Source organism: Paenibacillus pseudetheri (assembly GCF_924513355.1).
GTDB lineage: Bacteria > Bacillota > Bacilli > Paenibacillales > Paenibacillaceae > Paenibacillus_AQ > Paenibacillus_AQ pseudetheri.
This window is the reverse complement of sequence record NZ_CAKMAB010000052.1, coordinates 1-25,748: the sequence shown is the minus strand read 5'-3', so window position 1 is coordinate 25,748 and position 25,748 is coordinate 1. Positions and strand designations below refer to the sequence as shown.

Here is a 25,748-nt window from a genome sequence, read left to right as displayed (position 1 = left end):
TATTAACTTGATAGAAAATCAAAAGATAACTATTATAGACTACTTTTCAATTCAATTTATCAGTAACTTTTTTAACCGTGACTCCCCCATTAGTTCTATATAATATTCACCTCAATTCCAGACATAGCGTTTAATTAATGACAACCCAGAAAATAAGCTGACCAAACAAAAAAAGCGGATTCAGCCCTATCCTGAATCCGCTTTTTCATTATCCATCATAATTTAATCAATAAGCCCCGACTTCTGCAGCAACCGCTGAATCAGAACTGCCACTTCCGCGCGGGTGACATTAGCCTTTGCCTCCAGCTTATTGTCGCCACGGCCACTGATCAAGCCTGCTTTGGCGGCAAGCGCCAGACTGTCCTTAGCCCAAACGCCTATGTTGCCGGCATCTGTAAAATCAGCAAGTATGCTTGTCGCATCTACTGTACCAGTCTTGTCCACAAGGCCAGTTAACTTCATCGCTTTGGCGATAATGTTCATGGCCTGCTCACGTGTGATTGGAGCATCCGGTTGGAATGTTCCGTCCTCAAAACCGGTGATCAGACCGTACTCGGATGCCGTTTCAACCACACCTGCATACCAGCTATTCGCTGGTACATCCGCAAATGCTGTCTTCCCTTCCCCAAGCTTTAGTCCCAGACCGCGTACGATGATCGCCGCGAACTCTGCCCGGGTAATATCTGCATTCGGGCTAAACGTCGTTTTGTTCACTCCATTAATTACTAGACGAGATCCCATATCGTTCACCGCGTCTTTCGCCCAATGATTCTCCACATCCGCAAAAGTCAGCGGATGCCAGATCACCGAATACGAACTGTTCGTCACACTCTTAATAACTGCGTAGTATTTGCCGTCCTTCAGAACGAATCTGGTCGGTACATGGCGCACTGTGCCATCTGGCTCCACAACGATTCCGGTTGTAATTCGGTTAGGGTTAACACCATCCGGAAGCGCCATTATCCGCTCCACATAATCATTGAACTGGCTCACTTCCACTGTCGATGTACCGTTAGTAGCAGTAACAGTGAAATCTAGTGACGGTGCAACGAGTGTGAAGCCACCTCTACTTGCCGCACCCGCCACTACCTGGTTCATGGATGCCGAGGATTCGCTGATCGTAATCTTCAGTGTGATATCTTCCAGCTTCAAGCCATTTCCAAGTTTCTCAGCTAACGCACTGATATTGATTTCGCTGGCTGGCAAAGTATAAGTACCTTTACTTGTCTGAAACACTAGGGTGGCCGATCTGTTCTCCATGTTGTTGATCATCTGACCGTTTAACTCAGCGACGATGATGTTGGAATCCAGGGTCACCGGAACGGTAACTACTGCTCCATTCCCTTCCGCGTTCAACTTCGCTTGGAGTTTAGCTGGGTCAACGGCGATAATAGTTGTTCTCACGTTTCCTGAGGTCGTTGTTGTTGCTTTGCCCGCATTCTCTTCCTTACCGTTAACAAGGACGATCACATCGGTAACAACTGTGTTCGCATTACCGGGGGTTGTTCCGCTATTCGAGTTACTTCCGGTTCCTGGTTTGACCGGATCAGTACCAGGTGTTACGGTATCAGCCGCTACAGCTGCTGTTGCACTACCATATTTAAGCACCTTGCCGTCAGCATCTACCTCTGCAATCCCAAGCGTATCCCCATTGGCCGCGGGAACCAATCCCTCACTGCCTAAAAGCGTATATCCAGTCAGGACATCTCCCACATTGGGTACGACTACGCTACCCGCGCCAAAGTTCTTATAAAGGAGCTTATGTCCTTCAGCCAGTGCAGGCATAACGGTGATTTGCGTATAGCCGTTATTTGCCGAGCCACTTGGATCGATGGCGTTCACGTTCAAGCCACCCGCAGGGTTAAGCATATTAATTGTAAAGGTCAGCGTAGTTGCCGGTCCCGCCGGAACGGACCCGCTAGCTACCACCCGTACCTTAACAATGTGCTCACCACTCAAGTCCGGTAAGTTGGTTCCGTCGTACCGTACGTATGGTCTGCCGTCCACTGAAAATTCCATGCTTGTGTCCAGACCAACAATCGTATTGTTCTGATCATCAGCCGTGACTTCAGGCGCGGACGGGATAACCGCATTCGAATCATGAACAGTAATCTGAGCGGCAATAGAAGCGAATGCTGTTGCCGTTGCCTTTTCCCGAACATAATACGTGTCTGGCGCAAGGTCAGTAATCATTGTGTCTGTAACTTCTGTCCAAAGACCAGTGCTGCCTATTTTGTATTCCATTTGGACTGTCAGATTCTGAATGGTGCCGTTATTAGCCCCATTGTATGTCACATCCGTGACAGTCACACCTACCGGAGCCGCTGCACGAGATGGAATGCTTAACGTCTGTACCGCACTATCCGTAGTTGTTGAACCGTCACCTTTCTTAAGGATGCTCAGTGACGTTCCCAACCAGCTGCTATCAATTTCCAGCTTGCCATCTACTGGCACCGTAATCGCTGTATCGTTTACCATGTATGAGCCACTTGGCGTCAGGCCTGCCAACTGTTCAGTAGCATAGTCGATGATGGCCGCTGGCGTCGCTTCTGGCATTTTCGTGAATGCCGATACCGTCACTTGCACCGAAGCCGAGGTAAATGCTGTCGCTGTTGCTTTCGTCCGCACATAATACGTGTCTGGAGTAAGCCCCATCACGCTTGTACCAGGTACATCTGTCCATGCACCTGCTGTACCTTTCTTGTATTCCATTGCAGTAGTAACATTGATGAGCGTACCATCGTTTGTGTTCAATCCCGTTTCACCCGTTGCTGTCACACCAATCGGCGCCACTGAACGGGACGGAATGCTTAGCGTCTGCACCGCGCTATCCGTTGTCGTCGAGCTGTTGCCCTTCTTCACGATGCTTAGCGATGTTCCTATCCAACTGCTATTAATGGCCAGCTTACCATCTGCTGTCGCCGTAACCGCTGAACCATTTACCGTGTACAAGCCACTTGGCGTCAAGCCTATCAACTGCTCTGCCGCATAGTCAATGATGGCTGTCGGTGTTGCTTCCAGCGTTGGCACGAACGTAGCTACCGTCACGCTCTTCGCTTCTGACGCAAATGCCGTCGCCGTCGCTTTCGTCCGTACATGGTACGTGTCTGGAGTTAATCCTGTTACGGTTGTGCCCGACACATCTATCCATGCCCCTGCTGTGCCCTTCTTGTATTCCAACGCGTTTGTTACGTTCGTCAATTTGCCATCGTTGGCATTTATCGCCGTTTCATCCGTCGCCGTTACACCAGTCGGCACCCCTGAACGGGACGGAATACTTAGCGTCTGCGCTGCACTATCCGTTGTCGTCGAGCCATTGCCTTTCTTCACAAGGCTCAGCGACGTTCCTAACCAACCGCTATCAATAGCTAACTTGCCATCAGCTGTCGCTGTTACCAAAGCTCCATTTACTGTATACGAGCTGTTTGGCGTCAAGCCTGTCAGTTGTTCGGCCGAATAATCAATAACGGCTGTCGGCGCCACTTCCGGTGTTGCTACAAAAGCAACCACCGCCACTTGCACTGAAGCTGACGCAAATGCCGCCCCAGTCGCTTTCGTCCGCACATGGTACGTGTCTGGAGTCAGTTCCGTTACGGTTACACCCGTCACATCCTTCCATGCACCTGCCGCCCCCTTCTTGTATTCCATCTCGGTTGTCACGTTCGTCAAGGTACCATTATTAGCATTTATCGCCGTTTCGTCTGTCGCCGTTACACCTATCGGCGCCCCTGGACGGATCGGAATGCTTAGCGTCTGCGCTGTGCTATCCGTTGTCGTCGAATTGTTGCCCTTCTTCACGATGCTCAGTGACGTCCCCAACCAGCTGCTCTCAATAGCTAGCTTGCCATCCACTGTCGCTGTTACCAAAGCCCCGTTTACCGTGTACGAGCCGCTTGCCGTCAAACCTGTTACCTGCTCAGCCACATAATCAATGGTGGCTACCGGTGTCGCTTCCGGCGTTGGCACGAACGTAGCCACCGTTACACTCTTCGCTTCTGACGCAAACGCCATCGCCATTGCTTTCGTCCGGACATAATACGTGTCCGGGATAAGTTCCGTTACGGTTACACCAGCTACATTCGTCCATGCACCTGCTGTACCTTTCTTGTATTCCATCTCGGTTGTCACGTTCGTCAATGTACCATTGTTAGCACTGATCTCCGTTTCATCCGTCGCCATCACACCAGTCGGCGCCCCTGCACGAGGCGGAATGCTTAGCGTCTGCGCCGCGCTATCCAATGTCGTCGAGGCATTGCCTTTTTTCACGATGCTCAGCGACGTACCCAACCAACCACTGTTAATGGCCAGCTTGCCATCTGTTGTCGCTGTTACTGCCGTACCGTTCACCGTATACGCGCCGTTTGGCACCAGACCGGTTAACTGCTCTGCCGTATAATCAATGATGGCTGCCGGTGTCACTTCCGGTGTTGCCACGAACGTAGCCACCGTCACGCTCTTCGCTTCTGACGCAAACGCCGTCACCGTCGCTTTTGTCCGGACATAGTAGATGTCCGGATCAAGTCTCGTTACGGTTGCACCTGAAATATTTGTCCAAGTACCCGCCACACCCTTCTTGTACTCCATCGCAGTTGTTACGTTAGTCAATGTACCATCGTTAGCACTTATCGCCGTTTCATTCGTCGCCGTTACACCAGTCGGTGCCCCTGGACGGAATGGAATAGTCAGCGTTTGTGCCGGGCTATCCGTTGTCGTCGAGCCATCACCTTTCTTAACGATGCTCACTGACGTCCCCAACCATCTGCTGTCTATAGCCAGCTTACCATCTGCTGTCGCCGTTACCGCCGTACCGTTGTTAACCGAGTACGCGTTGTTTGGCGTCAGTCCGGTCAGTTGCTCAGCTGCATAGTCAATGATAGCCGCTGGTGCCGGAGCTCCCGTCTCAAATATTTTAGCGGTTATTCTATAATGATCAGCGTCCGTATTATCGGTTGTCACCAAGACAAGCTTGTCGCCAAATGTGGGATACAATCGGAAGCTTGGATAATATTCCACAGCGTACATCCAAGTGGCTTCATTGAAACCCTGCATAGCCACCGGAGCGGAATCCACCGGCTGATCCGATGTAAAGACTAATTTACCGTCATTGTCATAATAATTCAGGTAAGCATACTGCGTTCCCGACCATTCTTTAAAGTTGTTGTACGCATCATTGATGGCATTGGTAGAAGTGGGGTCGGTACTTACTGTTACAAAGCCCGGATTTGCACTATTCCTATAAATAGCAGCCGAAGATTCGCCTAGAGAGCCGCTTACTGTAAAATCACCCTTACTCGTACCGTTCTTATCATATAAAGAAACCGTTGATGAGTCGTTTCTATAGTTATATTGGCTGAACATGAAATTCCCGTTGTTCAACGTGGATAGAAACAGCTGTTTTTCATCCGTTCTTATTCCTTTATTAATCGTATTTAACAGAGTCCCACTATTACTGAATATTTTCAGATAAACAGTATCCGTCTGGGGTCCTACTCCCGAATTGTAAGCAACCATATATACACCGTCTCCAGCGGATACATTAGTCATGCTCGCATTATGAGAAACCAGCAGTGTTTCGCTCGAAACCGGGTTACCCGTAACAGAGAACACACGCGTAGCCGTGCTAATATTGTCGTTTCGTTGCCAGGAAAAAGCTATATTGCCGTCAGACAATTCCGTTATAGAGACAAAGCGCGTGAGTGCCGGGGTACTGGCGGCAGAGTATGTATTAATCTGCGTCTGACCGACCACCTTTTGTCCGGACTGGTTTAGCACCATGAAATAGGCATTGGGGGTGTTCTCCTTAACGGTCCCCAATTGCAAATTGTTATCGCCGCTGTCGCTTTTATGGTAAGTAATCAGAATCCTTCCATCACTTAGCGCAAGCATATTCACATCAGTCATTTTGTAATAGGTATCCATTAAGTTACTTAGAGGAACATCCGTTTTTGGAGCTCCTGTGCTATCAAATACTTTAAGAAAATAAGTATAAACATAGGAATTTCCTTGATAAGCGAATGTGTTCAACACTACTGCGGTACTTCCGTCAGGAAGAACATCAACATCAGAAACATTCTTACCCGAGGCGTTTGTAACTGGAGGCTGAATGGGAAAGTCCACCGTTTTGGTGAATGAAGGTGTGGCAGCGTATGCCCGGAGTGAAATCATCGGTAGCAGTCCAATGACTAAAATAAATACCAATCCAATCTTGCCTAACTTTTTTAACATCGCTTTCCTCCTTGTCGAATGACTATTCATATAATTGTTAACGCTTCCGTAATTACAGTTACTGCAGAAAAGCAGATTTCTATCCTATTATATCGACACTCCCTAGAAAAAAGTTTATTTTTCGACAAAAAAACTATTGAATTTCTAATTTAATGTATCTTTTGTCATATGTATTTTTAATTTAAGTAAAAACCCGGGATTTTCGCATTAAAAAAAGCCCTCTCTGTCCGCTAAAACAGATTAGACTTGAATTCCTCATCCTACATCACCGAGTGAAAGTTAGAGTTAATAAAAAAACCGAGAAAGAGCACTTCATTTATAAGTGTCTATTTCTCGGTTACAGTTTATCATCCGTTACGCTAACTAGTTAGATTACTCTTCCATCGCTCTAATGGATTCATCCACCTTGACCATCATGGAACATTCGACTCTTTTGCGGAAGACGTCACAGCTGAAGTCATAGGTTCCGACCAAGGAACCCGTCGCGTGCAGTGCATTGGCAGGACAACCCCCGCTGCAGTAGAGTTTCGCCCAACAGTCCTTGCATTCCGGCTTTGAGTAGCAGTTGCTCTCTTTAAATTGACATTGCAGCTCAGGCTTTGTGATGCCATCCCAGAGATTTCCCATGCTGTATTCTTCATCCCCGACGAACTGGTGGCAAGGAAAAAGCTCTCCCCACGGAGTGACAGCAAGATATTCAGTTCCTGAACCACAGCCAGTGATTCTTTTCTGTATGCAAGGTCCTTCCGAGAGGTCAAGCATGTAGTGATAAAAGGTAAACCCCTTGCCTTGTTCACCACGCCCGATCATTTCCTTGGCGAGAATTTCGTACTGGTTGTATATCTCCGGCAGGTCCTCCTCGGTAAGTGCATAGGGTTCTTTTGGATCACAGATGACTGGTTCCATAGAGATTTTGTCAAAACCAAGATCTGCGATATGAAATATATCGTTGGTGAAATCGACATTGTTACGAGTGTAAGTTCCTCGAACATAGTACTCTTGGTCCCCGCGCTTACGAACGAATTCCTTGAACTTCGGAACAATATGATCGTAGCTGCCTTTTCCGTTAACCGTTTGGCGAAGCCGGTCATGAACCTCTTTTCTTCCATCCAGGCTTAATACGACATTGTACATTTCCTGATTTAAAAACTCGGTGACCTCATCGTTCAGCAGCATCCCGTTCGTCGTGAAGGTGAAGCGGAACTTCTTTTTGTATTCTTGTTCTTTGCTTCTTGCATAAGCTACGATCTGTTTAACCACTTTCCAAGCCAAGAGCGGTTCCCCGCCGAAAAAGTCGATGTCCAGGTTTCGATGATGACCCGAATTTTCAAGCAGGTAATCGATAGCTTTTTGTCCAACCTCATAGCTCATGATTGCCCTATCTCCGTTGTATTTCCCTTGGCTAGCGAAGCAATAGTCGCATGACAGATTACAGGTATGCGCAACATTAAGACAGAGCGCCTTAACATAAGTTTTTCGTTTTTTTAAATCGAGCGAGAGGTTCTCATACTCATCTTTTGTAAAGAGCTGTCCATCATTCTTAAGCTCCTCGATATCCGCGATGGTTTCTCGAATATCACTCTCGGAAATGCTGGAATCATGTTTATATTTATCCAACATCGTTGTCACGATTTTTTCGGCAGAAGTTTTCTCATAATTCGCTATAATTTCATATGCTAGGTCATCAACAACATGTACCGAGCCACTGTAGGTGTCGAGCACGATGTTGTAACCATTTAGTTTATATTGATGAATCATACTTGCTAATCAGGCTCCTTTTACACACAAGTAGAAACGGCTTTGCCATCCTGTAGAGGTAGCGTCCATTTCTTAAAAACAGCCGCCCATCAGCAGAGCAATGGGCGGTACAATTCCGAATCCTATCTGTTCATTGCATTCTCACACTTCTGGTTTGCAACTCCGCAGGAAGTTTTACAAGCGGACTGGCAAGATGTCTGGCATGCGCCGCATCCTCCGTGTTTTGCGGTATCCATCAGTTTGCGTGTGCTCAGTGTTACAATTCTTTTCACGATAAATAACTCCTTCTGTAATTCCCTGTGATTAGTTTCACTTAATTTCCATGGATCATTGTAGCAACCTCATACAAGTACGTCTATGATGACTGTCACCTAGCAGTGAGGGGTCACATCCACATCGCCTTTCTATCAAAAAAAGAGATGGCAATGATGCCATCTCTTCAATAATGATTTCGTCTCATACGTGACCGTAAGATCCACATAAATATAAAGGACATCCGGACAGTTCATCTGCTCTTGAATTTTCAATGAAGTTATTTATTTTCATTATGTACTACGCCGTAGTTCATAAAAATACTGCACAATAGGATGCTTTAACTTCATCTTCTCAGTCATGTTCAGCATTCGCTTTTTTCCAACTCGTCTGTCCACTAAGGCTAGAATATTCAATAAGATATCGTCGCTTTCTAAGCTCTCCTCTATGGAAATAGATAAATACTTAGTAGCTATAACAATAAAATTCGATTTACTTAATGACGTCTGTGCTGACAAAAGCTCCTTTGCAACTTCTGATATTTTTCTGCTTCTTGCAATGACTATTAGACGATCCTCTGGGATGATCCCATTGCTATCTTTTCTAACCGCTTCAATTTCTTCATGGTTGATAGGAATTTGGAGATCTGAATCATTCTTAATCTCCTGCTCCGTCTGATACCATTTAATTGAGCTAGTTCTATCATTCATATTGAGTACGTTCTTTTTATCTACCGATATATAACAACTCCCTGATTTATCAGGTAAATAACGGTAGCTGCTTGCGCGATATTCAACCCTGCCGTATAACGCAGGACAGAGAAAACTCTCCAGTTGTTGCTTCAATTTGCTCCAGGACATGTATCCTCCTATGTTTTATATTATATATACCTGGTTAGGCAGTCGTTCTATTATACAATACATAATACATTCCCACTAAAACCTGAATAATATCTTGATATAATTTAGCTTATGGCCAATGGTTCATCACTAATTTTCTTTTTAAAACCTCTTAATTTTTCAAATTTATTATCTTCGATTACAGTATATTTTTTATTGATCTTGAAGATCGTTCCCGCAAATGATTCTCCCGTTTAAGAAAGAAGAGATCCCGTCTTGTCATCACCTCTGTACATAGAAACAAGCCGATTAGGTATAGACCCCGTGGTCTGGCACCTAATCGGCTTGTTATGTTACGCCTCAAACGTTCTTACTTCGGTTATTAGTCTTACTCGGACAGATCATTCGATAACCGGTACAGGAAGTTTCAGCGCGGGTCGTATTGCTGCTTGGATGGATTATTTCTCCATTACTTATCGTGACCTTTACCCGGGTTTTCTTTTGAGTATTCAAAGGTCACTTTTACAGGCTCGCTCATATAGCCAGTTGATAGATACGCCTCATTGGTTCCCTTTAAATTACCCGTAAGTTTGAATGTGAATTGGAAGCTTCCCGCAACTGTACTCTTCGTCTCATCTTCGAGATGAACCATGCCTTTCGGATCAAGCACCTTCAACTTCACATTTGTAAGGACGCCATTCATCAGCAATCCATCAATCGTAACTTTTTTTGCCTCCTCGTCAACCTTTACTTGTATGCCCTCAATGCCCTTCACGTCTACAGCGCCCGAGAGGTTATAGACACCAAACTCGTAGATGGAATATCCGTAATCGGTTGCTCTTTTTATGCCTTGTAGCTTCATGTATCTTGCCTTGACCGGGTTGAACTGAATCGTTTCTTTGCCATCATGCGCGGTAATAATTCCGTCATTTGGCATGACATTGATCCAGTTCTGCTTATCGTTCGACACAAGAAGTTTGTATTTATCGGCACGAGCATATTCCCAATCGATTCGAACCGTATCCATTTCCTTCCCTTCACCGAGATCGACCAGGAACCAAGTATTGTCCACGTATTCGCTCGCCCACCTTGAAGCAGGGAATCCATCGACGGCTTTAGCCGGTGCATAATTCGCATTATTGCCTTCGGTAGACGAAGCTTCTACCGTTTTATTCTGCGCCAAATTGCCTATGAGGTAATAGACGCTTTCCTTCAGCGTATTGTACGCCTCATCTTTTATCGTACCCGCCTTCTTAAATTCATCCAGCTTTGCGTTAAAGCCTTTGAGATACTTGGTGACTTGCGCTGCATCTTTCCCTTCATAGCGCTTCATCATTTCCAAATAGTTGTTCAAAGAACGCACCGTTGCAGAATTCGTAAATTGCTTCGCTTGTTCGAAGCGGTCGACTAACGCTTTCATACCAGATGCATTCGTCGTTGCTTCGATAACATATGACTTTGTCACCATACGCCCCGCCGTAACGGTAATGTTAAGCTCATGCTTGCCAAGCTTGCCTGCAAGCGGAATAACGGTACCCGCTGTATAAGGCTTGCCGTCATACGTCGCCGTCACTTTCGTCAGACCATCATCCGTTCTAAGCTTCCATGTAAAGGATACGGATTCTGAATCGGGCAGCTTCATCCCGCTCTGGAACGGCTTGCCGTTCATCTGCACGTCTACCTCGGAAGGCGGAGCCTCGTTGACCTGATACGTTCCTTTAACAAATTGATACAGCCAGTCGTAAAGAACGCGCGTCGCTGGATCTTTACTTACCGCGGTGTTATAGACTGCATTGTTGCCTTGGTAATACGATTTGAAGCCATCCTTCATGAGCCCTGTCTTCACACCGCTGTTCAAGTAATCGATATACCGCTCGCGGAACACGCCGTCCGTCAGCATCCGATCATCGAACTCGAGTTCATTGGACATGCCATACTGCTTCGCCAGATTCGCAGAATCCTCCAAGCGCTCGATATCCGTCGGCTCGAAGAAGTAGTTCGGCTGGATCGTCACCGCATCGAAACCGACATCCTTCCACATGAACGCTTTATAAGCGAAGAAATGCGGAATCCAGAAGAACTTCAGGTCCTTGCCGCTAATTTGCATGTCATGCAGGGTGCTGCTCACCGAACGGATCAGATTCGGTCCGGATTGGCTTGTGCTGATTTGCTCTTCGAACCAGTACATACCTACAAGCTCGAGGTTAGCGTAACCTTTTGCTTCCCATCTCGATTTGACTTGCTGCAGCCACCATTGAACTGCTTTTTCACGGTTCGCAAGGGCTTTATCTTTGCCAACGGAATCATTGAAGTTCAGCGATTCTCCACCTTGTTCAACAGCTCCGAAATTAGTGATCGATTCACCTGGATCCGGAATCATGAGGACAACCTTTTCCTTCACGCCAGACTCGTTCAGCGCATCGGATACTTCCTTAGCCGCTGCGTTTAACGCATCCATATCGCCGCCTGACGCAAAGGTTTTATCCAGATACCATTTCCAATCTTCCAGATAAGCCTGCCCGCCGAAATCACGACCTGGATTTGGAGAATTAATGCCAAGATACAGGACGCCATCGAAGAGTCGATCCTTAATCTTGCCGTCCTTATCGACATAACTAATGTTCGGAATGATCCGTTCTTTCGTCCAGATGCCTAGGTCATTCGCATATTGCCCGTTATACAAAAGTCCAAGATGCTCGATACCCGCTGTCGCTTCGCCTGCCGCCAAGAATTTCGGCGTATACGTTGGAACGGTTACGGCTCCGGCAGCTTTGCCGTCTTCACCGAGGATTGCAATCTCATCCACGAAGGTCATTGCACGCGTATGCATTGTGAATGTCACCTTCACATAGCGAGCATGGGCGATCTTCGCATCTGGGCCGATGGCTTTGATACCGTCCTTACTGCCATCCCATTTATAGGTCTCATCGTACGTTCCATCTCGCCAGAGTTCTTGTGTCGCGCTGTCCTTAAGCAATCCCCAATTCACTTTGTCATTGGAGACATACATCGAGACGGTCAGCGGCACGAGCACATTGTTGGTTGGCCAGCTTTCCAGGAAATGCGCTTTGATCTTCGAGATCGATTTCTTATCACCTAGATCAAACACGACTTCACGAGTTTTCTTCCGCAGATGTCCGACCCACGCCGGATCTTTAATATCCAACTTAGCGTATTTACCATCTGTCAGTTCCTTCTGATCATCCGGATACGCTGCCTCAGGCTCCTGCGACCAGCTATAAGGAAGCCCTAGTGCAAGATTGCGTTCCAGAGATGCCGGCTGACTAGAAAGCGAATATACACCGAACTCATAGAAGGAATAACCGTAGAATGTCGCCCGCTTTACGCCTTCGAATTTGATGTATCTCGCCGTAACCGGCTTAAATTGAACCGTTTCTTTACCGTCCTGCGCTTTAATAATGCCGTCATTCGGCATTACATTGGTCCAAGTTTTCTTATCGTCCGATACGAGCAGCTTATACGTGTCGGCGCGAGCACCTTCCCAACTGATGCGAACTGTATCTATCGCTGTAGGCTGACCCAGGTCGACTAGGAACCAGTTCGCATCATCATAGTGACTCGCCCAGCGTGTCGCTTGGAATCCGTCCACCGCGTTGGATGGAATATAATTCGGACCACCATTTTCAATCGACGATACTTCAACAGGTTTCCCTTGAGCCAGACTGCCTGCCAGGTAATAGACGCTTTCCTTCAACATCGTATAGGCATCGCCCGCAATGTTCTGCTTCAGTTGATCCAGCTTCGCATTGAAGTTCTTCAGCGATGTCGTGAATTCGGCTGGGTTGACGCCTTCCGCCTGTTTCATCGCATCGAGGTAAACTTTAAGGGCCGTTGCATCGTTGTTATTCATTTTTTTGTCATTGACGTAACTGTCCACGAGCGCAATCATTGTCGCAGCATCCGTCTTCACTTCGAACGTAAACGATGTTTTCTTCGATTTCCCCGAAGTGACGGTAACATCCAACACATGCTTGCCAAGCATATTCTTTAACGTGATTTCCGTCCCTACCGTGTAAGGCTTTCCATCATACATCGCAGAAACTTTGATCACACTTGGATCGGCAACATCTTTAAGGTTCCATGTAAATTTCACTTTCTTGGAGTCTGCTAGAACTTCCCCTGCCTTAAACGGCTCACCGTTCATCTGCACTTCCACTTCAGGCGGAGCCGCGTTGTTGACTGTATAAGTTCCTTTGACATATTGATGCAGCCAGTCATACAGGATCCGATTGGCCGGGTCTGTGCTCACGGCGCTATCATAAACGGCATTATTACCTTGATAGTAAGCGTTGAAGCCATGTTCCATTAATCCGGTTTCCACACCGCTGTTCAAATAATCGATATACCTCTCCCGGAACACACCGTCCGTCAGCATCCGATCATCGAACTCGAACTCGTTAGTCATCCCATAAAGTTTCGCGATGTTCGAAGCATCTTCAAAACGATCATAACCTATCGGCGCGAAGAAATAGTTCGGTTGGAGCGCTACCGCATCGAAGCCGACATCCTTCCACATATAAGCCTTGTACGCCAAGGAATGCGGAATCCAGAAAAATTTCATATTCTCCGCATGCACTTGCTCACTTACAGATTTCACCAAGTCCGGACCGGCTGCATCGATGCCGATTTGTTCTTCCAGCCAGTACATGCCTACCAGTTCAAGATTCGGATATTTCCCCTCAGGCCAGAGCGACTTCACCTCATTGATATACCACTGCGTTGCCTTCGCACGATTTGTAAGCGCTTGCGCATCGTGGCCAGTAAAGTTGAGATTTCCGTCACCGAGATCTCCGAAATTGACTACACCCTCATCCGGATACGGAATCATCAGAACAACCTTTGTCTTATGATTCGGTTCGCCGAGCTTCAGACCGACTTCTTTTGTCGCTTCATTCAACTGCTGCATATCGCCAGTTGCCGCAAATGTTTTTTCCAAATACCATTTCCAGTCTGCAAGAATGGCCGGATTACCCGACCCCGCCCCGAAACTGCGGCCTTCTGGAGAGTTCGTCCCGAGATAGAGGATGCCATCGAAGAGCCATGCCGTCGGATTATTATCCTTATCCACGTAACTGATATTCGGAATAATCCGGTCCTTCTTCCAATTCCCTATTCCAGGTTTATCCGCATAATGTCCGTTATAGAGCAGTCCAAGATCCTGAATGCCCGCCGTCGCTTCGCCAGGTGCCAGGAGCTTCGCCTCCTGCGTCGGCACGGTTACTGCTCCCGTTGCTTGCCCGTCTTGACCGATAATTTCAATCTCATCCACGAGCGTCATCGCCGAAGGATGCATGGAGAACGTCACTTTGACGTACCGAGCATACGCGATTTTCGCATCTGGGCCGATCGCTTTAATGCCGTCCTTGCTGCCGTCCCACACATAGGTCTCCGTGTATTTGCCGTCATTCCACAGCTTCTGCGTGGCATTGTCTTTGAGCAGTCCCCAGTTCACCTTGTCATCGGAGACGTACATCGATACCGTGAGTGGCACGAGTACATTGTTCGTTGGCCAATCTTCGAGGAAATTGGCTTTAATACCCGTGATGGATTTCTTCGCCCCCAAATCAAACACAACTTCGCGTGTCTTACTCAAATGATGTCCAACCCATGCTACGTCGGATCTATTGCTTGCCCCATATATACCATCCGTAAGTGTGTTGCCTTCATCCGGATAGGAAGCTTCCGGCTCTTGCGACCACTCATAAGATAAGCCCGCTGCAAGATTGTGATTTAACGCCCCATACACTGACGCAATAACACCCTCCGTACCCGCTCCCGGTAGGTCTGATGGATTCGTCACCTCGACCGGATCGGCTTCGCCCGGCAGGTTCGCTGGTGTCTGTTCCTCTGACTGTGTAGGCGGCAGCGCCTCTTCCGCTTGCGCGATCGGCATCATGGTTATGATCATGATCGCAACCATGACGAGAGCTAACCATTTTCTACTCCTCATCATATCGTACTAACTCCCTTCTGATTCTTGAGTCAAGAAACATCAATCTCCTAAATGGTATGTGCTTCCATTTCAGCTTACCTCGATGCTCTTTCCTCCCTTCCGAGATTCCGACACGTCATAGAAGCTTATAACATATGTCAATGTCCTTAAAGTAACATTATGAAAAGTGGCCTTTCTTTCAAATAGATAATTAATGACATTGGGTATACACTTGTTGACATGAAGGCCTTCACGTCGCGTTTTTATAGGTATAAAGATAGCGCTTACCTCCTTAGGTCCTACCTATTTTCTATCAATGTAGTTTGCTGAGGAATTGCTTCAAGGTATTCGCAAAGCTGAATGCCATCGCTGATATCTTCACATTCGGCCGGATTGCAGGCAAACAAGTTGTAGCAGAGTCTTATTTTTGTGTGTAACTGTTCTATTAATAAGTTAGCCTTAAAACCGTGCAAGATAGTTTGTTGAGTGCAGTTGACTGCTAACTTTCAAGCTACCTCTATGACATAGCAAACCACCCTGTCAGCAACATTGCGAACAGGGCGGTTTTTTATATATTCGTCTCATCGTCATAAAGAAAATAAGTACTGTGACCAAAAGTGTGACCACGAAGATCTTCACGGTTTTTTTATGGTGGAGCCTAGGGGCTACGCTCGTCTAACTCGCTGTTCTTTTATCGTTTTCCGTTAGTGGAATTAAAATTGCCCATTTCTTTTCTAGTACTATCACTAAAACTATAGCAATTCTATCAGATCACGCCTCGTAAAACACTGTTCATTCCAGGAAATAGACGACCAAAAACATTAAAATATATCATGATTAAAGACAAAATAATAAATTTTTTTGGGTTTAGTAGCAAAAATTGTGGATAGTCCTGATTTTAACCCAATACTCACTAATATAGGTGATCGTCTTGGTATATGGGTTTTTGTTGCCAAACGGATGCCGAAGCAACCGCTATTCCACTATCGTTACCCTTTAGCTTAACGCCGTTGCCTAGTCCAGAACATTATTCTCATAAATCTTTGGAAGGTTTCTGTGTCACGCTGGTTAACAATGATCCGAAAGTCCAAACAAAAAGCTACCGAATTTCAAGCCGGTAGCTTTGAGGATCGCCGACGGTCTATGCATCACCGATCTCCGATATACGTGTCTACTTTACTTTATTTAATAAGTTTGTCATCATTCTGCTCAATGTCCCTTGATCGACGAAAGGAGCAATACTTGCCAGCAGATCTGGGCTGAGATGTTCAGCTTCGACTCCACCAATCAACTTCTCGAGATTTTCCCTGTCCAGAAAAGGTGCGAGGCTTATGATCTGGTCCGCATCGATTGTGCCGTCTGCAACCCGGTCCACCAAACGGCTTAACGTTTCTCTGCTAATAAAGGGTGCCAGCCCTTGAACGGAATCCCAGCTCAAGCTGCCCTCTTCTGCTTGTTGTACCAACCGATCTACATGGTCTCTTCCAAGAAACGGGGCAATCTCAACAAGATTGTGCACTTCTAAGGAACCGTCAATCGATTTATCTACCAGTCGACTTAATGTGTCGCTGCTGACGAACGGAGCGAGTCCAGTAATGGTATTCCACACGATTTCGCCCTCTTCTGCCTGACGAACCAGTTCATCCAATGTACCTGTTCCAAGGAACGGAGCCAGCCGCATGATCACGTCTAACTTAAGGACGCTGCTGTCTAATCGTTCTGTAACCTTATGCAGAGCGCTTGCTTTTACAAACGGCGCTACTTCTACAAGCTCCTCCACCTCCGCCTCTCCGGTATTGACCATCTCTGCAACTTGTTCCGGCCTGTTCTCTGCGATCTCCTCAACGATCGTTCCTAGGTGCGGGTGCTCCCGATTTTCTGCACTCTCTCCTGCATTTAAAATGTCGTCTACCGTTTTGCCGAATAACCTCGCAAACTGCGGAAGCGTTCCGATATCCGGCAGCGAGTCGCCCCGTTCCCATTTCGATACCGCTTGATGACTTACATTCAGTTGATCGGCAAGTTCCAATTGAGTCAAATCCTGATCTTTGCGAAGCTTCGAAATATAAGCTCCAATTTTACGCAAGTCGAGCATTGTATACCTCCAATAAAACAAAATGTACAGTGCGCACTGTCGAAAACAGCATAGCATTTCCGCAAACGCAATCCTATCAAGCGTTGGTTGAATTGTCACATGCGCTTTATTCAACTGCCGGTAGAATTGTGTATGCTTTCAATGTTTTCGGTCTAAATCCTTGAATACGTTTATCAGTCTCATGCAGTCGCCACAACTCGCTTAAGATCATAATAAAACCTCCTATTAGAACTATTAAATCTAGTTTGCTTCTAATAGAAGGTTTTAATCTTTCTGATTTGAACTAGTGTTCTCCTTTAGTTCATAAACTTTGCGTTAAAATACGTTCCTAACAACTGGAGTTATATTTTCCAGAATCCTCTCTCAGTTATAAGTTTTCTAATCCCCAATCGTTGTAGGTGTATTTTTCATTATAAGAAACGGGTTTGAAATCTTTACAAAAATCAAGAAGTTTTCGGCTTCTTGTTTCAAAAGATCTATCCCATGTTATGCATTCCTCACCAACAAAGCTACCGATTCCACATGCCTTGAGGCTACAAAAAAGATGCCGCTTGGACCTGGTGGGGCCTTGGCGGAATCATATGAATAGCTGATTTGCATATTTAATTTTCCAGTAATCACTGAAAATCAGTTGTTTATATTTCGACTTCCTTTAAAATCAAATTCATCCCTCTTCCGCCGACCTTAACTTCAAAAATCTCATTTTCTTTTACTGCTATAGACACTCGGATTTCCGATGGCTTTTTCATGGAATAACCTTGTTCAAAAATAATGTTTGACACTTGTTCCTCATTGATTTTTCCATAGCGGTACAGATAACAACCAAGGGCACCGCTTGATGTTCCTGTGGCAGATTCCTCCGGGATACCATATAAGGGAGCAAAGTTTCTGCAATAAGCATTAGCACCATGTAAGGATTCCAAAGAAAAAACATGGTATCCAACAGTATTGTACTTCTGGCTGATTTCTTTAACTTTATTCATATCTGGCCTGATCCTATCTAAAATCTCAATGCTTTTTACAGGAACCATAATATCTCGAAGTCCTGTTGATACAACTTGAACCAACAAGTCTTCTGAAATCTGGGAAGTACTGATGTTCAAGGAATCTGCTATTTCATCTTTATCAATAACTTCCGAAAAAACAGGAATAGATTGATTCATCATAACAAAATTATCGTTATGAATTTCAATGCCAAGTATTCCGGCTCTGGTTTCTTGCTTATACTTACCTTGTTTTAACAAATTCAGACTTGACATTGTATAAAAGGTGGCAATCGTAGCATGACCACATAAGTCCACCTCTTCATTCGGTGTAAAGAATCTCACTTTAAAGTCTGCCATATTTGATTGTAGTACAAAAGCCGTTTCACTGAATCCAAGAATAGCAGCGATTTTTCTCATTTCTTCTTCAGATAATAAATCTGCATTCATAACAACGCCTGCTGGGTTCCCACCGTCTCTTGTTTTAGCAAATGAGTTTAAAGTATATACGTTTATTTTCATATGTTACCAATCTCCTGTAATTTGCGTTAGAATAAACCAGCTATAAGAACAGTTCGAATTATAACATGATATGTTCAGTAATAATAAAGTATTAAAACTCCAGTTCCCCCCGAATCGTTGATAGGGAGGGCTTGGGGAGGCATAGAGAGAAAAGACTTTATTATAACTGAGTCAGGTTGGGTAGTAGTGACTTTATTTTAAATGCTACTAGTTTATTATTGAGCTACACACTCTTCACCAACAACGCCACCGACTCCACATGCACCGTATGCGGGAACATATCCACCGGAGTCACCTCGACGGTGGCATACCCGCCATCTTCGAGCACCCGCAAATCCCTTGCCAGTGTCGATGGATTACATGACACATACACCACACGCTCCGGCTTCATCGCTAGAATCGTCTCCAAAAGTCGCGGATCGCAGCCCTTTCGCGGAGGATCGACCACGATAACATCTGCCGTAATTCCCTGCTCTTTCCAGTTAGGGATTACATCCTCAGATGCGCCTACCTCAAACACTACATTATCCATACTATTCAAAGTGGCATTCGCCCGCGCATCCTCAATCGCTTCACGTACGATTTCTACACCGTAGACCTGTTTAGCATGCTGTGCAAGGAACAAAGAAATCGTACCGATGCCACAATAAGCATCTATAACGGTCTCGTTACCCGTAAGTCCTGCATACTCCACCGTCTTACCATAGAGAACCTCGGTTTGAGCCGGGTTAACCTGATAAAAAGAACGGGCAGAAATGGCGAACTTCACATCGCCGATATAATCGTAAATAACGTCGTTCCCCCAAAGCGTATGAGTTGTATCACCGAAGATTACGTTCGTCCGCTTAGTATTCACGTTCTGGCAGATGCTTGTAACAGCTGGGATTTCACGGCGGATCTCAGTGATCCATTCGTCCAAATGCGGGATGCGTTCGCCATTAGTGACAAGGACAACCATCATCTCACCAGTACGGAAGGCTTTCTTTACTACGACATGACGTAGTAAGCCTTTGCCAGATTCTTCGTCGTAAGCAGTAATACCACGCTTCCGTCCGATTTCTTTCACCTTGCGCACAACGTCATCGTTATCTTCATGCTGAATCAAGCATGTTTCCATATCGATGATCCGGTGGCTTCCCCGCGCGTAAAATCCGCCCACAAGACCACCCTCTGTTACGCCAATCGGCACCTGAGCCTTGTTCCGATAGCGCCAAGGCTCGTCCATGCCCAGTGTAGGGCGGACGAGAATACCATCTGTCTGATCCGTTCCAGCGTCTCCGCCACCACCACTCACCCGGAGCTTCCCAATCCGCTCCAGGTTATCCACCACCAGCTGCCGTTTCCACGCCAGCTGTGCGGTATAGTCCATATGCTGCAGCTGACAGCCGCCACACTTATCATAGATCTCGCAGGGCGCCGCGATGCGGGCGCTGCTCGCTTCTACAATATTCAGCAGCTTGGCGTAGCCATACTGCTTCTTGGTCTTGAGCACCTTGGCCCGGACCTTCTCTCCGGGAAGGGCTCCCTGCACAAAAAGGGTAAAGCCTTCAACGCGACCTACCCCTTCACCCTCATGGGTCATGCCGATGATATCGAGCACAACCTCATCATTTTTATTCACAGGCAGTCCGGCGACAGGCGCCTTGCCGACTGGGCGGCTGGTGCTGCGTCCACTGCGGTGTTTACTCATTATTTATAGTTCACTTCTTTCATTATCATCGCTGTATAAACCCTCATTCTTGCTTTCAATTAACCTTAGTTATTCTCAGCAAAAATCCGCAAATGCTGTGGCAAAATCCGGAATCGCCCTGGCAATTCTCCACCCAGTTCGCCATCCAAGTTCAATTGGACATGTCCTGGAGAGATTACATCCATCGCATCCGTACGGAAATAAATAACCTTCTTATCATTCAAATGCTCGCCGCGAAGAGCCAATCTGACCAAACGGACAAACTCTGCCAGGTTGCATTTTTTAACCGCTATAACATCTAACAGACCGTCATCGATCCGAGCGCCGGGAGCAAGCTTTTCGAAGCCGCCAACAGAATTCGTATTTGCAATCAGGAACAGCATGAACTCATCATGAATAACTTCCTGCCCATTGGCACGAATGATTAGTTCCTGAGGAGACAGACTGACCATTTTTTCAATACCTTTTAAATAGTACGCAAGCTGCCCTATCATGGTCTTCAGCTTACTAGGAACTTCATATGTCAGTTCGGTTAGACTACCGCCGCCTGCTATATTAATAAAATAACGGTCATTTGCCTTACCGATGTCAATCGGACGTGTCTCTTGGCGAATGATCAGATCACAGGAATCTTCCCAGTTCTTCGGGATCCCCATTGCACGCGCAAAATCATTGGTAGTACCAAGCGGCAAAACGCCGAGCGGGGGAAGATTAGGCTTCTCCGCCATACCATTAATAACCTCATTTAAAGTGCCATCGCCACCGGCTGCTATGATCAAATCATAACCGCGTTCTACTGCATCTGCAGCAGCTAGCATAGCATCGCCTTCTCCGGTTGTTGCATGGCAGGTGGCTTCAATGCCACCAATATCCAGCCGGTCCAAAATATCGGCGAGCCGCTTCTTCATTTCTTCCCGTCCAGAAGTGGGATTATAAATCAATCTCGCAGTTTTCATTACCGGAACGCCACCTGTTTTTATAATAGAATAACCTAATTGATTATACCTAATTCGGACCACTACAATCAATGTTAAAGGCCCTTTCATGCAAATATTCCATTATACAGCAATTAATGACACTAAGTTAGAGAAAATTAACTATTTATATGTGTATGCAACAAATCCCGTATTATCCACGGATGTGGGCACTTTTTTTATGATTAATCGTGCGTAGGGGTAGGTGCTTTATCGTTTCTTTCGAATCTGTTCGAGGAGTGTCTCTACCTGTCTCTCCATCCAATGCGGAAGAAGGGGATGGGGCAGAAGCGTTTGACCAGAATACTTATAGGTTAACCCTTTCAGTCTGTTCGGAATCACATGCTTAGTAAAATAACCTTCACTCAAAAAAAGCGGCGCCACCAGTACCTCGTGACCCTGCTCCTGCCAATACTCCACCTTGCTTCTTACACTATCCGGACTCAGCAGACCATAATCGGCCGCCGCTACGCCACTTACCTCACGCACACGTCCCGCCAGCGAAGATATACCTTCCTGCCAGCGCTGCCGGAAGCCATCATATACACTGCCATGACCCACAAGCAAAATCGTCTCTCGCTTCGGTTCCGTAGACAGCTCACGTAGCTTGTCCCAGATCATTACAGCGATGTCCGGATCATCGTCGATAGGATAACCATAGTGAACTCTAGCCTTCACTGAGAAAGGCGCTAAATCCGTCTCACGTTCAGGCTCAGGTTTGGCGCCTAGTGCATATTCTATCTCATCGACATGTGTGCTTCCCGAGGAAACGAACAATGGGATCACAATAATATCTGTGACCCCTGCGTGTTCCAGCTCATTTATTCCATCTTGAATCAGACGGCCCTCTACCAGCTCTAAAAAAGAGACCACAACAGGAGTCTCTTCACCTAGCGATAATCCGCTTACGGCTTCCTCTACGATCGACACCCAAGCCTCATCGCGAGAGCCATGACTGATAATAAGTACGCCCGGTACCATAAATTAACGTCCTAAACGTTCCAGCGTTAATTTATATCCGTCATTGCCGTAGTTCAGGCAACGTTTTACACGGGAAATTGTGGCTGTGCTTGCACCCGTCTCTGCTTCGATCTGGTTGTAGGTGGAGCCTTTGCCGAGCATACGCGCTACTTCCAGTCGCTGCGACAACGATTGAATCTCGTTCACAGTGCACAGATCATCAAAGAACACGTAACATTCTTCCATATTTTTTAACGTTAAAATAGCTTCAAATAATTGGTCGATACTTTTATCATTTAACTTCTTAAGTTGCATCAGCTTTTCATCCCCTAAAAGTTCTATCAGCATTAGTTTCTCTAATTATGCTCCGTACAAAACTAGCTCCGGAAACATAAACCTCATGCGACTATCCTGCCTTTACTATATTGCACTGGAGCGCATTTTTCAAGCATTAACGATTTCACGCTGTAAAGAGTGAAATCGATGGACAAACGTCCACCCCTGGCGCACACTCAATATGTATCAAACTACGTTTGTTTCTTCCTACATAAGAAATAGCACCTACACTATAGTACTACATAAGCGCCGAAAATCAAGCTTGTACACGCTTTTTTCACTTCTTAAGGACGATTATAGGCATTCGCCCTTTTCCGCTCCTATCACGGGTAACCCGGGCATTCGTCTATACCGTATGTTCGCCCATGACATACAGTATAGCAAACCACTAACAAAGGAATGTGATATTATGTCTGATCATTACTATAATCATTCCCGCCGGAACCAGCGTTCACTGACCGATACTTATAATGCCTCTGCCTACCCCGGCCTCAGTCCATATGCGCCTTCATCCCTCCCAGCAGAGAGCGGAATCCTTCCCGCTTTAGGAGCAGAAGCAGCCACCGAAACTGCGCTAGCACTCCCTGCTGCTGAAGCTACAACAAAGGCAAGCGGCGGGCTTGCCGGACTGCTTAGCGGCTTAGGCGGCTTAGGCGGCGGTGGCGGAATTGGTGGGAACATGGAGCAAATCAAAGGTATCATTGACCGAATGGGCGGCATTGACGGGATCGTAAACTCCATGGGCAAAGTACAAAAGGTGATGTCCGGCTTTCAGCAGATGGCTCCAATGTTTAAGCTCCTCATGGGTAGCTTCGGCAAAGGTAAGGGAGCAGCAGGCGCACTGGCAGCCGAAGAGGATGCCGCAATGTTCAGTCCAAGTCGACGCAAAAAGAGACGTTCCACCTCTGGGCGTCGTAAATCTACTACAACCACACGCCGGCGCTCTACTCCCTCTACCGGAAAACGTCGCCGCAAGTAGCGGTGACGTTTTATTTTTCACTTAAACCATCCACTACGCCGGAACCATCTGAACATGCTAACACCCACCACCAGCATAAACAGCAGAACGCCAAAATACCCATACTTCCATTCGAGTTCAGGCATCACCACGAAGTTCATGCCATAGATCCCGGCGATCAGCGTCAGCGGCATGAATACGGTGGTGATTACTGTTAATGTTTTCATGATCGAATTCATCCGGTTGGAATTGAGGGAAATGTAGCTATCACGCAGATCCGCAGTCATTTCTCGGTCAGCCTCAATCATATCGGACAACTTTAATAAATGGTCATAGATATCGCCAAAATAAATCCGTTCCTCACCGTTACTCTGGACATGCTGCGAATTCAAAATCCTGTACATCAAATCGCGCATCGGCACAATCGTCCGCCGCATCTTGAGCAGCCTTCCGCGCACATTAAACACTTGGCTCATCAAATCCTCCACCGACTCACTGCTGCCATTGCTCTCCAGATCCGCAAGCTCGTCCTCTAAACTGTAGAGGCATGGGAAATACTTATCTACCAGCTTGTCCATTACTGTATATGCAGCCGCCATCGGACCACCTGACCAGCCTTTACGACTATGTATTTCACGCTTCACTTGTTCCCAGGCTTCATTCATCTCTGTTTTTTCCTGATGATGATAGGACACGAGGTAATTCGCGCTCAAAAAAAGATCAATCTCTTCAGCATCCAGCGTCACTTCATTCAGCGCATGCAGCACAAAAAACTGAACTTCCTCATAATGATCCAGCTTCGGCCGCTGTAGCACATGCATACAGTCCTCAATCGCCAAAGGGTGAAAATGAAAATAGTGATCCAGCAGCAGCGTCTCCTCTGCCGTAGGTGTAGCAAAATCTGCCCATATCCATGCATAATCCTCCCGCCGGATATCCTGCAGAGGTATGTCTGTCAGCACCTCACCTGTATGCGTCACCGCAAGTGTACGTATCATAAATGTTCCTCCGCTTCATCTTCTTCCACGCATCTATTGTACCGCAAGAAGAGGAGTCTTCCAAAAATAACAAAAAAACAACCACCCCTCCGCTAGCCTACACCGTGGCGTTTATATCTTATTAATTATCTTATTAAATGTCCCCATTCTTCAAGTTGTTCTGAGGTCTGTTTTCCTCTGGTACCCTCCCTATTGTTCCTGCGATCCAATTCCCTCCCCTTCCTGATAACGATGCCAGCCATAATCGCCCCAATAGCTAAGTTACTGTTTAGTTTATTACCGCCATTTTACGGAACGTTTGGTTGTAAGGAGTTACGCGGTCGAACGACAATTAATCAAGCTTAACCAGATCGACTTAACTTTGTCGAAGTATCTGTTTGTCGCCTCTCCGTCCATTTACCTTATGAATCACAGTTTCCACATTGATCCTGTTAATGGTTTTAGATAATAGATCTAATCACTTATTAGTAAGTGTCGTTCATCCTCTTCTCCCTCTGATCATTTCGCTCAAAGTGTATATAACGATGCTCCTCAGATGGCGGGGAAGGATGGATAAAGTAAACAGGGTTGAGTTGTCACCGAACTTAATCAAATCGTATCGAGTGTTTTGTTTAATGATTAGTTAGTTTAAATTCTAATCCGCCCGCCTAGATTCGACAGATGCGTAAAAAGCTACGTCAGAGATCCGCTCATACACACAGCTCGCCCCATCTATAAACACTCTCATCTGTATGAGCAAGACTCTGTAAATCTGAGGCATTAACGTCCTTTTTCTGCTCATGCGACGCTATTTCACGTAATCCGAGGCATTTATGCCCTGCTTTCTGCTTATTTGACGCTATTTCGCGAATTCCGAGGCATTTTTGCCCTGCTTTCTGCTTATTTGACGCTATTTCGCGAATTCCGAGGCATTTTTGCCCTGCTTTCTGCTCATTTGACGCTATTTCGCGAATTCCGAGGCATTTTTGCCCTGCTTTCTACTCATTCGGCGCTATTTCGTGAATTCTACGGGATTTATACCGTTCTTTCTTCCTCAAACGCCTAATTCTGTCATTTCTACGGGATTTATACCGTTCTTTCCACTCCAAACCGCCCATTGCCAGCTTTTCTGCGGGATTTATACCGTTCTTTCTCCGTCGGAGGAAGAGTCGAGCGCTGGAGTAAGAGAGTCTGTCTGTCTGTCTGTCTGTCTGTCTGTCTGTCTG

Annotated in this window: 13 protein-coding genes; 1 reads left to right on the top strand and 12 read right to left on the bottom strand. The window is 46.3% G+C overall.

Annotated features, from left to right (window positions below):
- Positions 1–222 precede the first annotated feature (222 nt).
- From L1028_RS27945 to L1028_RS27895, 11 genes are all read right to left on the bottom strand, one after another.
- Positions 223–6,225, bottom strand: coding sequence for an S-layer homology domain-containing protein (locus L1028_RS27945; protein WP_234541236.1), 6,003 nt, complete (start codon positions 6,223–6,225; stop codon positions 223–225).
- A 372-nt stretch (positions 6,226–6,597) separates the two neighbouring features.
- Positions 6,598–7,983, bottom strand: coding sequence for a thioether cross-link-forming SCIFF peptide maturase (scfB, locus tag L1028_RS27940; RefSeq protein ID WP_234541235.1), 1,386 nt, complete (start codon positions 7,981–7,983; stop codon positions 6,598–6,600).
- 122 nt (positions 7,984–8,105) lie between these two features.
- Positions 8,106–8,255: a six-cysteine ranthipeptide SCIFF gene (gene scfA, locus L1028_RS27935; RefSeq protein ID WP_076098734.1), complete on the bottom strand. Its 150-nt coding sequence runs from the start codon at positions 8,253–8,255 to the stop codon at positions 8,106–8,108.
- A 273-nt stretch (positions 8,256–8,528) separates the two neighbouring features.
- Complete coding sequence (locus L1028_RS27930) at positions 8,529–9,095, bottom strand: SF0329 family protein (protein WP_234541234.1); 567 nt, start codon at positions 9,093–9,095, stop codon at positions 8,529–8,531.
- A gap of 448 nt (positions 9,096–9,543) precedes the next feature.
- Entirely contained in the window at positions 9,544–15,048 is a 5,505-nt protein-coding gene (locus L1028_RS27925) for a DUF4855 domain-containing protein (RefSeq protein WP_234541233.1), read from the bottom strand.
- A 1,150-nt stretch (positions 15,049–16,198) separates the two neighbouring features.
- Complete coding sequence (locus L1028_RS27920; RefSeq protein WP_234541232.1) at positions 16,199–17,122, bottom strand: helix-turn-helix transcriptional regulator; 924 nt, start codon at positions 17,120–17,122, stop codon at positions 16,199–16,201.
- 635 nt (positions 17,123–17,757) lie between these two features.
- A complete protein-coding gene (locus L1028_RS27915; protein ID WP_234541231.1) occupies positions 17,758–18,627 on the bottom strand; it encodes a PhzF family phenazine biosynthesis protein in 870 nt (289 codons plus the stop codon).
- A 223-nt stretch (positions 18,628–18,850) separates the two neighbouring features.
- The gene (gene rlmD, locus L1028_RS27910; RefSeq protein WP_234541230.1) at positions 18,851–20,317 is read right to left on the bottom strand and encodes a 23S rRNA (uracil(1939)-C(5))-methyltransferase RlmD; all 1,467 of its coding nucleotides are present in this window, start codon (positions 20,315–20,317) and stop codon (positions 18,851–18,853) included.
- Positions 20,318–20,382: 65 nt separating this feature from the next.
- Positions 20,383–21,273 carry a diacylglycerol kinase gene (locus L1028_RS27905; RefSeq protein WP_042184783.1) on the bottom strand — a complete coding sequence of 297 codons (891 nt, stop codon included), beginning with the start codon at positions 21,271–21,273 and terminating at the stop codon, positions 20,383–20,385.
- A gap of 228 nt (positions 21,274–21,501) precedes the next feature.
- Positions 21,502–22,272, bottom strand: a complete 771-nt coding sequence (locus L1028_RS27900) for a sirohydrochlorin chelatase (protein WP_234541228.1) — start codon at positions 22,270–22,272, stop codon at positions 21,502–21,504.
- Between the two features lie 3 nt (positions 22,273–22,275).
- A complete protein-coding gene (locus L1028_RS27895; protein ID WP_019913624.1) occupies positions 22,276–22,566 on the bottom strand; it encodes a YerC/YecD family TrpR-related protein in 291 nt (96 codons plus the stop codon).
- A 430-nt stretch (positions 22,567–22,996) separates the two neighbouring features.
- On the opposite strand from L1028_RS27895, the gene L1028_RS27890 reads away from it, so the two are divergent.
- Complete coding sequence (locus L1028_RS27890) at positions 22,997–23,566, top strand: tyrosine protein kinase (protein ID WP_234541226.1); 570 nt, start codon at positions 22,997–22,999, stop codon at positions 23,564–23,566.
- 17 nt (positions 23,567–23,583) lie between these two features.
- Here the strand turns inward: L1028_RS27890 and corA are convergent, their stop codons facing one another.
- Entirely contained in the window at positions 23,584–24,543 is a 960-nt protein-coding gene (corA, locus tag L1028_RS27885) for a magnesium/cobalt transporter CorA (protein ID WP_234541224.1), read from the bottom strand.
- Positions 24,544–25,748 lie beyond the last annotated feature (1,205 nt).